This window comes from Okeania sp. SIO2C9 (genome assembly GCF_010672455.1).
Taxonomy (GTDB): Bacteria; Cyanobacteriota; Cyanobacteriia; order Cyanobacteriales; family Microcoleaceae; genus Okeania.
Window position 1 is genome coordinate 138,859 of record NZ_JAAHGO010000020.1, and the last position, 11,248, is coordinate 150,106.

The 11,248-nt window shown below is 38.4% G+C and carries 8 protein-coding genes and 1 pseudogene; 4 read left to right on the forward strand and 5 right to left on the reverse strand.

Features of this window, described 5'->3' with window-relative positions; all coding sequences use genetic code 11:
• The first annotated feature begins 303 nt into the window (after positions 1-303).
• Positions 304-447, forward strand: a complete 144-nt coding sequence (locus F6K23_RS17875) for a chlorophyll a/b-binding protein (RefSeq protein ID WP_287521711.1) — start codon at positions 304-306, stop codon at positions 445-447.
• A 670-nt stretch (positions 448-1,117) separates the two neighbouring features.
• Here F6K23_RS17875 and cphA read toward each other — a convergent pair.
• Complete coding sequence (gene cphA, locus F6K23_RS17880; protein WP_293158283.1) at positions 1,118-3,832, reverse strand: cyanophycin synthetase; 2,715 nt, start codon at positions 3,830-3,832, stop codon at positions 1,118-1,120.
• 597 nt (positions 3,833-4,429) lie between these two features.
• Entirely contained in the window at positions 4,430-5,302 is an 873-nt protein-coding gene (locus F6K23_RS17885) for a cyanophycinase (protein ID WP_293158286.1), read from the reverse strand.
• Between the two features lie 252 nt (positions 5,303-5,554).
• Here F6K23_RS17885 and trmD point away from each other — a divergent pair, with 252 nt between their 5' ends.
• Complete coding sequence (trmD, locus tag F6K23_RS17890) at positions 5,555-6,247, forward strand: tRNA (guanosine(37)-N1)-methyltransferase TrmD (RefSeq protein WP_293158289.1); 693 nt, start codon at positions 5,555-5,557, stop codon at positions 6,245-6,247.
• A gap of 473 nt (positions 6,248-6,720) precedes the next feature.
• On the opposite strand, the gene F6K23_RS17895 is transcribed toward trmD, so the two are convergent.
• Positions 6,721-7,038, reverse strand: coding sequence for a PqqD family protein (locus F6K23_RS17895; protein ID WP_293158292.1), 318 nt, complete (start codon positions 7,036-7,038; stop codon positions 6,721-6,723).
• 351 nt (positions 7,039-7,389) lie between these two features.
• Between F6K23_RS17895 and ispF the strand changes: the two genes are divergently transcribed.
• Together ispF and F6K23_RS17905 are read left to right on the forward strand one after the other, a co-directional pair.
• Positions 7,390-7,875 carry a 2-C-methyl-D-erythritol 2,4-cyclodiphosphate synthase gene (ispF, locus tag F6K23_RS17900; protein ID WP_293158295.1) on the forward strand — a complete coding sequence of 162 codons (486 nt, stop codon included), beginning with the start codon at positions 7,390-7,392 and terminating at the stop codon, positions 7,873-7,875.
• 1,141 nt (positions 7,876-9,016) lie between these two features.
• Positions 9,017-9,285, forward strand: a pseudogene (locus F6K23_RS17905) (IS701 family transposase); the annotation flags it as partial.
• Positions 9,286-9,682: 397 nt separating this feature from the next.
• Here the strand turns inward: F6K23_RS17905 and F6K23_RS17910 are convergent.
• Positions 9,683-10,177 carry a bleomycin hydrolase gene (locus F6K23_RS17910; RefSeq protein WP_293158298.1) on the reverse strand — a complete coding sequence of 165 codons (495 nt, stop codon included), beginning with the start codon at positions 10,175-10,177 and terminating at the stop codon, positions 9,683-9,685.
• Positions 10,178-10,311: 134 nt separating this feature from the next.
• Entirely contained in the window at positions 10,312-10,872 is a 561-nt protein-coding gene (gene cpeB / locus F6K23_RS17915) for a C-phycoerythrin subunit beta (protein ID WP_293158301.1), read from the reverse strand.
• Between the last annotated feature and the right edge of the window lie 376 nt (positions 10,873-11,248).

Genomic DNA, 11,248 nt, shown 5'->3' on the forward strand with positions numbered 1-11,248 from the left:
GGTCGCCTGGCAATGTTAGGCTTTGTAATTGGTATTGCCACTGAATACTTCACAGGTCAAGGTATCCTTTCTCAACTTGGCTTAATGTAATTAATTGTTCCTTTTGAGAGCTGATTTCTCAAGTAAACATTAAGAGGCTGAATTCCTGGCAATACAAGGGTTTTGGGAGTTATATTTCAATAATACCTAAATCCCTGAGAGTTAGATTACATAAGGGTTTTAGCTAAGTTTACAAATCAGCTCTCAATAACTTTTCTGTTGTACTTACCAACGTTTAACTACACTAATTAGAGGTTAATCATCATGGAAACTCAAGATCAAAAGCTAGGTTTTACCAAATTTGCAGAAACTTGGAATGGTCGCTTGGCAATGTTAGGCTTTGTCATTGGTGTAGCTACTGAATACTTCACAGGTCAAAGTATTCTTTCTCAACTTGGTCTAATGTAGTTCAAGGCTACAAAACAATTAAAAATCACCAACAGTTTGTAGTTAACAAGGATATAAGATGATTAAGTATACTCTATAGTAGAGATGAGAGTATTCTTGGCTTTATTACCGAAAAGCGATGTTGAAAGCCCCCGTGTTTTAACCGGGGGATGAAAACAAGCGAGTCGTTTAGACTAGACAACTTTAGTTGTCCTGTGCTATTATCTGGATATACAAATGTTTAGACAAAAGTAAGCAGAAAGCTAGGGTTAAACTTAAGCCGACTGTGTAGGGGCACTTTGACTTGTCCCCAAAGACTATATCTTTGGTCAGCTAAGGAGAAACGAAGCAACATGGATTTATCCTGTTGCGTAGTATCGACTTAGAATCCCCTCGGCTTTAGCCAGGGGAGTAGTCAATTATATCTTTTCTCTACATTACATTCGCTAAATTTGCAGCAGTTACTCGATAGAATTATAGAAGTTAAACAGTTTTGTTTTTCAGGTTAGTACTGTCAGAAAATTGATGTTCCAGTTTTCAGACACTAACTAACAAATTTTGACAAAGTTCAAGGGGTTGAAAACTTTCAACCCCTTTTTCAGTAGAAGTTTAAATCGAAGGAAGTTGATTAAATTTTTTTTGACTGAATCAACTACTACTTATTTATTCTTACTTCCTTTAGATATTTAACTCAATGTACAATCGAAGTGTTTAACTCTTCTGAGGAATTAGAGGATGTTCGACTACTTTCAGGTAATTCAAGATCCTGAACAGGGTTACGAGCTTCTATTAAACTGATAGCTCGACTTACGCTTTCTGGTAAAATTACTACCAGGCCACCAGAAGAAGCACGATCTAAGGCTGTATTAATAGCCTTTGTTTCATCTAGAATTGATTCATAACTAACTTTTGAATCAGAATCTTTAGCTTTATTTAAAAACTGCTTAACACCTTGAGAAATTAGATCCGCAGCACTTCCTCTAGGTCTTCCTCTAGTATCATCGTCTTCTTTGACAATAATTTCATCAAAAATGTCTGCTGCTAGCTCGCCCAGAGAAACAAAGTCTTCATCACGGCGATCGCCAGGTCCACCAATTACACCAATCCGTTTTCCTGGCCAATTTCTGACAAATCCACCCAATGCTTCATAGCTAGCAGGATTATGGGCATAATCCACAAGAGCATGATAATCTCCCATATTAAACATATTCATCCGCCCTGGTGTTTGATCCACCGAAGCCACAAAAGTTGACAAACCTTCTCGAATATGCTCTATTTTCACCCCTTGAGCAAAAGCTGCCAAACAAGCTGCAAGAGCATTAGCAATCATAAAAGGAGCTTTACCTGCCATTGTAATTGGCACATTAACAGCTTTTTCAATTCTTAAAGTCCAATCTCCTTTGAGAATTGAAATATAACCATTCTCATAAACTGCTGCCAAACCACCAGCTTCTGTATGTTTCACTAAAAGTTGATTATTTGGTTCCATTGAAAAGTAACCAACTTGACCTTTAACTTTCTCCGCCATTGCAGCAACTAATGGATCTTCAGCATTCAAAATGGCATATCCTTTAGGCATTACTGACTCAGCAACTACACTTTTGAGTTGAGCTAGTTGTTCTACAGTATCTATATCCCCAATACCCAAGTGGTCGGCAGCTACGTTTAATACCATTCCTACATCACAAGCTGAAAAAGCCAAGCCTGAACGCAGAAGACCACCCCTTGCTGTTTCTAAGACTGCAACTTCTACAGTGGGGTCTGAAAGTATCAAATGGGCACTTTGAGGTCCAGTATTATCTCCTGATTCTACTAGATATTCACCAAGATAAGTACCGTCAGTAGTAGTATAGCCCACTACTTTTCCAGTCTGCTTCATTATGTGAGCTAGCAAGCGTGTAGTAGTTGTCTTACCGTTGGTGCCAGTAATGGAAAATATTGGTATTCTGCCATTTTTAGACCCAGGGAACAGCATATCTATTACAGCTCCGGCCACATTTCTAGGCAGACCACGACTAGGAGCAACGTGCATCCGGAAACCAGGGGCAGCATTAACTTCTACTATAACTCCTTCTACTTCTCGCAAAGGTTTAGAGATATCTTCAGTAACTACATCTATACCGGCTATATCTAGACCTATTATCTTCGCAGCTCTGGAAAATAACCAGACATTTTCTGGATGTATTTCATCAGTACGGTCTACTGCTATACCTCCAGTACTGAGGTTAGCTGTTGCTCTTAAAAAGCAAATTTCTCCTTTTTCTGGTATTGAATCAATGCTATAACCTTGTCTTTCGAGAATAGCAAGAGCAGCTTTGTCCACCGTGATTCTAGTCAGAACGTTATCATGTCCATCTCCTCTTTGAGGATCTTTGTTAGTTTCTTCAATCAGTTCTGCCACTGTAGATTTACCATCTCCCATTACATGGGCAGGAACTCGTTCGGCCACAGCTACAACTTTACCATTTACTACTAATACTCGGTGGTCTTTGCCCGTGTAGTAACGTTCTACAATTACTGTTTTTGTTTTGGAAGCCTTGCTAGCTAAATCGTAAGCCTCTTCAGCCTCTTTCCAGTTTCTCACGTCAATTGTAATTCCACGACCATGATTTCCATCTAGTGGCTTAATTACAATGGGATAACCTCCGACATCTTCAATGGCATCTTGAAGGTCTTCAAAGTAGCGAATAACTGTACCACGAGGTACTGGTATCCCAGAATCTTTGAGAATGGTTTTTGTACCTTCTTTGTCACAAGCAAGTTCTACACCAAGAATTCCTGTTTGATTACTTAGGGTGGCCTGGATTCTTTTTTGATTTATACCATAGCCAAGCTGAATCATGAATCTGGCTCCTAGTTGAGTCCAGGGAATACCTCTTGCTTCTGCTTCTTTGACTATAGCTTCTGTGCTTGGCCCTAAAGATGCCTGACTTTTGAATTCCTTAAGGTCTTCTAAATCTTGCTGTAATTCGGTTGCAGGATATGTACCTGTCTCAACAATACTTTGGCAAAGTCTAACCGCTGCTCGTGCAGCATAGCGACCTGCTTGTTCATTTTCATATTCTATTGCTACCTGAAATATTCCAGGAGTCGATGTTTCCCGTGTCCGACCAAAAGCAACTGGCATTTGGGCGAGTTGTTGAAGTTCTAAGGCAACGTGTTCTATGACATGGCCCATTAGTGTGCCTTTTTCAACACGACTGAGAAAACCGCCCCTGACTCCAGGGGAACAATAGTGCTCTACAAGACTTGGTAGTACCTTGATTAATCCTTTGTAGAAGCCAGGAATATCAGATGTATATCTTTCGTACAGGTCTTCTAAGTCTAGACGCATAACCACCAGTTTATGCCGGCGAATGCTCCAGTAGTTTGGACCGCGTAATGTCTGGAGTTTGAGGATTTTCATAGGAGGATTTGAAGGTGATGCTCAGATTCTACAGAAGCAATGGCAGTTTTATTTTTAATTTCAGCTCACACCATTTGCTAAACTGTTTACTAACAAACTTTTTTTAGGCTGCACTAATCCTTTCTCCATCTTGAAAAATATATATCTGTTGACATCCTCCCGACGTTGCGCATGGCGCAACAACACGGGATTCCTAAGCCTCGCGACTTAGGATTTCTGATTCGTAGCACCTGCCTCCAAGGTTAAACCTCTTTCTGGTCTAAAGGCGCGCTCCACAGACTGACACTGCTAGCACAGCAGCTTAGTTCTATTTAGGATAGCATACCCTTGTAAGAACCGCAAGATTGATTGGTTTTCCCATCCCTCCGCTCCCCTTCGGGAGAGCGCGGGTCTTCAACCAACGTTGAGATAAATAAATTTATCAGTTTTTTTGATAATCCTTTGATGGTAGAAGAATTTGGGCTTTCCATTTTGTTCTACAAAAAACACAATCAGTTCCGTTTAAAATTAGATTTTCTGCCTACTTAACTAGGTAAGCTACTAATCTACCAGAACACATTAGTCACGAATTTAGTAAATTATCAGAAATTCTATTAATTAGTCAAGAGGCATAATTGTTTCAGACAGCCCTGGTTTCATGGTATGGGAATGTAGATCGTAGCCATCGCCGTGGCACATTATATGTACTCTCAAATTTGATAGACTTAAAGGATCTGCTACATCTACTTTTGTAGCATTTGTATATGAGATTTCTGTAGTATCTATAATTGTGACTGTGCCTTTACCCATTACTTTAATTTGACTATTTCCTTCAAATAATGCACAGGTATCTTCATCTATGCCTATACCTATTTTGTCTGGATGGGTAGCAATGGCGCTCAACAAACGGGCCATACGATTTCGATTATGAAAGTGTTGGTCTACAATCAGGTCTGGCAATATACCCAAACCAGTTGTCAAATCAACTAAAGACTTATTTGGGGATGAGCCACTACCACCACTTGCTATCATGTGATAGCCCATAACTGCAGCTCCTGCACTTGTTCCGGCTAGAGCAATTTTTCCTTCTATAGCTCTACTTCTGATTTCGTCCATCAAAGGTGTTTCAGCAAGTAGGGAACAAAGACGCAGTTGGTCTCCACCAGTCATAAAGACTCCAGTACAATCTTCTAAGGATTCTAACCATCTTGGGTCTTCTCCCTGATACCTTTCCCGGATATCAAATATCTTGAGACCTACAGCACCCATTTCTTCAAAAACCTTGCGGTATCTATCTCCTTGTGCTCCTGGTTCTCTAGAGGCAGAAGGGATAACTGCTAGCCTGGCATTTACTCCCCCTGCACGATTAAAAAAAGTTTGTAGAATCTCTTTCCCATGAACTTTATCTTCCGCTCCTCCGATTACCATAATGGTTGTTTTTGTCGGACGTAATATATCTAGTTTTGAAGCTTGAGACTCTAACTGTATCATTTTATTAGTCTTGGACAGCAGGTACGCATTAAATTTCAATAATTTCAATAATCTGCTATAATACTAGATTATCTTATAACCTTGCAAGTCCCCAGCTAACTATTGAATTTTTCAACAAATCATTTGATTTAATTAGAATCTAAATTTCAATTGGCTGGATTAACTTGTAAACTTTTAGCATAGTCTAAATAAAGATTAATCTCAACAATTTCTAAATTTTTTAATAAACTCTAAGTATACTTTTTAAGTTTTGTGCAATTTGATGTTATCACTCTGTTTCCAGACTTTTTTACAACACCCCTAAGTTCAGGTTTGTTAGGGAAAGCCCTTGATAAAGAGATTGCCAAGGTTAATTTAGTTAACCCTCGTGATTATACCACAGACAAGTATCATAAAGTTGATGATGAATCTTATGGTGGAGGAGTAGGAATGGTGTTAAAACCAGAACCTATATTTGCTGCTGTAGAGTCATTAACAACTAGACCACGACGAGAAGTTATTCTTTTAACTCCCCAGGGAGAAACAATGTGTCAGCAGCTATTTAAGCAGTTGGCTATAGACTATGACCAGCTTATTTTAATTTGTGGTCATTATGAAGGTATTGATGAAAGAGTACAATATCTAGTTACTAGAGAAGTATCTCTAGGAGATTTTGTCCTTACAGGTGGAGAGATACCAGCTTTAGCTTTAATTAATGGTGTAGTGAGGTTACTTCCAGGAACAGTAGGTAAGGCTGAGTCATTAGCCAACGAAAGTTTTGAATCTGGATTACTTGACTATCCTCATTATACTCGACCATCTAATTTTCGTGGTTGGAAAGTACCAGAAGTTTTGCTATCTGGAAATCATGCTAAGATAGCAGAATGGCGTTATCAACAACAGATTCAAAGAACAAAAAAACGTCGCCCAGACTTGATAAAAAATGATGATAATTTGATAGAATAATGCTGTTTAAACTGCTTTTTTATAAGTATGTGTGAAAATTAATTTGATATTTAGTAGCAGTAATTAAGTTAGCCAAAGACTTTCATTATTTTGAATATTACTTTAGTAAAGTAGATGTCGTATTAAATAGTTAATATACAAATAATTTCACCCAGGAACCTATTTAATTAGGGTTTGCTGATTAAATATAAAAGCATTGACATATAAAGGTTTTAGCATTTTTTAGTTGAAAAAACTCCAAGCTTTTAGGTAGCTTAGGTTCAAAAAATTAGTATTTTAGGCGCATAGTTGCGCAGAAAAACCAAGGGACTATTCTTCCTGCTACCTCCTGTATAATTCCCATTTATCCTGACTCCTGACTCCTACCCTTACCCATAATACTTTTTCAGCAAACCCTAATTAGTGCATGAATCTTTTGTGAAAAATAATAGTTGAATTTCATTAATATAAGTCAAGTTTATTAACTATTTTTTTTATCCTTTTTGAACAATAGATAAATTATCTTGTTCATCGATAATTTTTACAATTCCGTCATTTCTTAAATCTCTGATATATTCTAATAAATCATTTTTCAGTACTTCTGGCTCCACCTGCTCTTCTTGTAAAAGATCCTCATAAGCCTCTTGAATCGACCCGGAACCTATTAAAGCAAATAACATTTTAGCTGCCATATCATCCAAAATAAAATCTTGACCTTCTTGTTGAGAGTTAACTAAAAAAATTTCTCCTTCATCTTCTGCTAAAAAAAAATTATCCGTTAATAGCACTTGTTGAGTTAATATAATCCTCACAACTTACCTCTACCGACAATAAAATTAATCAAAAAAAGTAGTTTTGTACAGTCAAGATATACTATACAATAATTTAACAGCCTTCTCCTGACGGAGACGCTGCGCGAACGGCTAGAAGTCAAGAGTCAGGAGTCAGGAGTCAGGAGTCAGTAGATTTTTTTTTGCGCGATAGATGGGAGTAGCTAGCTCCTGAGTGGAAGCCTTACCGGGTATAAATCCCCACCATCACCCGAGGTGTCCACAATTGGATGGGGTTTTGAATCCCCACGAACATTGATTCTGTCTCCAGAATTGCTGTCTCCTGACTCCTTCTTCAATAACAAACTACTATCTAAGGTATAAGTTAGAAAAATGAATCTTCGCATAGGTAATGGCTACGATATCCATAAGTTAAGACCTGGAAGACCTCTAATACTTGGAGGAGTCAAAATTGACCATGAAATGGGATTACTTGGTCATAGCGATGCGGATGTTCTGACCCATGCAATTATGGATGCAATGTTAGGCGCTCTGAGTTTGGGTGATATTGGCCATTTTTTCCCTCCCAGCGATCCACAATGGGCTGGAGCTGATAGTATAGAATTGTTGAATCGTGTCAATCATTTAGTTAAGGCTAGCTGCTGGCAAGTTAGTAATATTGACTCAGTAGTAGTAGCAGAGCGTCCTAAACTCAAACCACATATTAAAGAAATGCGATCGCGCCTCGCTGCTACTTTAGAACTACAAGCAGATCAAGTCAGTATAAAAGCTACTACTAATGAAAAATTAGGTCCTGTAGGTCGAGAAGAAGGTATTGCTGCTTATGCTGTAGTTTTGCTAAATAAATATGAAGGATAAGTGGTCATCGCAAATATTAATAGTGGAAATATTTTTTCGTTCTAGGATTTTTAGGAATATAGCCATACTAGATAACAAAATGTACCTAGCTTGTCAAGGGCATATGAACGTTTAGCTTATGAAGGTATCCGAATCTTGGCCCTGGCTTTCATCCCGACGCTCCCCTGCGGGAGAGCGCGGGACTTCCCGCCAGGGAAGTTAAAAAATCCGGGTATCAAAACTACATTTGTCCATTAACAGACCATGGGCGGAAAGATAGAAGACATAGAGATTTTTGGGTCGGTCTTTATGGTGAATTGTGGATGCTTCCTGGGGAATATTTAGTTGATATTATCCAAAGTATAATGTATCTAAAACCTCAGAAAAGGCTGAATTATCAAAGGAGATTAAAAACTATCTCCATGTTATTGCATTTAGGTAAGCATTCAGCCATCAGCTAGCCTCATAAGGTGGGAACTGCGGACTTCAGCTATCAGTTATTTTTTAGTTTTAGATAAAAGCTTTATTAATTAAGTCAAAATTAAATCTGACTACAAAAGCTGACTTTAAAGTCTATATTAGTTTCAACCCCCTCTTTAAGGTTGGGATATCATTGCTGAAAGCTGACAGCTAATAGCTGTTTGCACAGCATTCCGCAGGAAATGCTTACGCATTAAGTATTTGCACTTTTGATATCTCAGAATTTATTTCATAACTAAAAATTTTTAAATTGATCCAATATAAATTTTGTTAGTCCTCTTTAATTGAAAAATAAATCAACTCCTGGTCTGGGTATACTTGAGCGGTCGCGGAGCGTGGAACGGAGTTCTATCCCTCAACTATACCCTCACTAATAATCATAGAGTTTTTGGGAATTAAGCTAAAAAAATGGCTAATATCAAATCCGGTAGCATCGGTGTAATTAGATGGTGAGTAGGGGAGTAGGGGAGTAGGGGAGTAGGGGAGTTAGGGAGATAGGGAGATGGGGAGATGGGGAGATCGAGAAATATTTGGTAATGGTTGAAGATGGAACATTTTTTACGTGCCGAATTAAACAGATTTGATATAAAACCCTTATTAGTCAAGGTTTATAGTGTTTTTTAAGCCTCCAATCCTGAAAATCTTATAGAGTAAGCTTTTGAGCCTTGTCGAGCCGTCAAAAGTGACATCTGAGTGGATAGTAAATAGCTACTCAAACAGAAACTGGATAGAAGTTTTTTGCCGAGAAGCGCTGATGATGGTTGGGATTAAAAGAATATCAAGTAACAGATAAATGGAGTCTAGAACGCCATTTTATCGAGAGTATTTTATGCCTATACTTTGATCATTTGGCATAAGCTAACTGGAGGATTACAGAGGCAATTGGGGGAATAAACATTTGAAGACATTTACTGATGCAATGGTACGCTTTTCGTACAGCTATATCTTTCAGCTATATCTTTCCGTTTTTTTGGTGTTGCACAGTGACGAATGATTTGATATTTTTGATTAAATTGGATTGTGGATTAATCAATTGCTAGAATGATTAATATTAGGTTTTTTTTAGTCAAAATCTAAACCAATTTTTGGCGATATCATTCCATAATGTGCAACCCCGTTTTTTTTGATTGGTTGGCTAATAATCGTGACGTATTTTCTTCTCACAGAAAGAGTTGAGGCTATATTTTGGCTTAAAAGTTGTGTAAGTCCCGTTACAAGAAAAACTAAGGGACTCTTAGTTAGTTGCTCACCCATTATTAGGCAAGTAACAAACTGAGAGTCCCACAGTTCTAGAATTAAAGAAGTTTTAAAGCAAGAGTTCTATAATCTTGCCTAAATCCCTAATTTCCTAGGACAAGGAGTTGATTACATAGTCTAGAAGAGCATTGTACTCTGTCAAAGCTTGAGGAGACATATCGCGAGGAGCACAACCACGATTACGAGCGAAGCTTAAAGCTTCAACGTAAGGTGCAGTAGGTAAGCTGAGAGCACGATAAACTTCACGCTGACCAGCAATTCCCCACTCATCAAGAGGACCAGTTCCACCAACTACTAAGCAGTAGCTGACTAAGCGCATATAGTGCTTGACATCGCGGAGACACTTAGCCTTAAAAGTGTCTGTGGAGTTAGCTTGACCAGCATCATTCAAGTAAGGAAACTTCTTGATGCAAGCATCATAGGCTTCTTGAGCAACTGCATCAAGATTACCAGCTAGCTTTTCAGCTGCTTCCAGACGAGCTGAAGAACGCTGGATAGAACCTTGTACTGATTCTAGATCGGAGCTGCTAGGAAAACGACCTGCTGCATCAGCAGCAGCAACTACTGTAGTAATAACTGATTTCATTGTTTATTCTCTTCTGTGTTTGACTTTGTTAGATTGGTATTGAAACTTACTTGGTCTTGGCTAATCGTAAGAACTGAAAAGCCAATAACTAGATACCTTTAGAGGTATGGTGTAGCAAGACTTTTTGAGAGTAATTAGCTTAGAGCAGAAATTACTGTATCAAAATAGCCACTTGCTTCAGCAACTAAGCTAGCGCAACGATCTTCTGTTACAGTAGCTCCCATGATGCGCTTTTTATCTCCTGCAAATTCATCACTAGGCTGATCTTTGATGTGAGCTGCAGCTTGAGCTTTCATAATCTGAACAGCGCGAACTGTAGATGTAGCAGGAACACCTAATGCAGTGTAGGTTTCTTTTAAACCATTTAAGCAACGGTCGTTGAGAACAGAAGCATCGCCAGCAAGTAGTGCGTAGGTAACGTAGCGTAGGATGATTTCACCATCACGCAAGCAAGCAGCCATACGACGGTTAGGATAGCAGTTTCCACCAGCCTGGATTAATCCCTGGTTTTCACAGATCATTCCAGCAATAGCATCAGATACCATGCAGCTTGCGTTACTAGCAATGGCGTTAACTGCATCAAGACGTCTGTTGCCTTGAGCAATAAATTCTTTGAGCTTATTTAATTCATCGCCACTAACAGGGGAAGTTGAGGCATCTGCTGAAACTACAGCTTTCGAAAAAGCATCTAACATTGAGCTCTCCTTAAAAATTGATTTTTTTGTAACCTTGATTTGAAGTTTCTAATAAGAAGGTCTCTTTTGTCTCGCTTTCTGAGGAAGAAAGTAATAATTCGTAAACAAGTAAATATTTGTTACGACTTTCCAGCCAATTAGCTAATGTAGTGTCCAGAAGCTACGATAAAAACCAAATACTGATATATAGCAGTAGGTTTTTTGGCGTTTGATATGATGTCCGGTTGAATACTTATAAATAACGAGGGAGTGCGATTCGTTCTTGATGAAAATCAGACTGTTAAAACAGAAATCTCAATAAGATTTACACAGAATGACATAACTCAAGGGATAAAACAGATGTTATCTAACTCTTATGTAGATGTAGGTGAAAGTC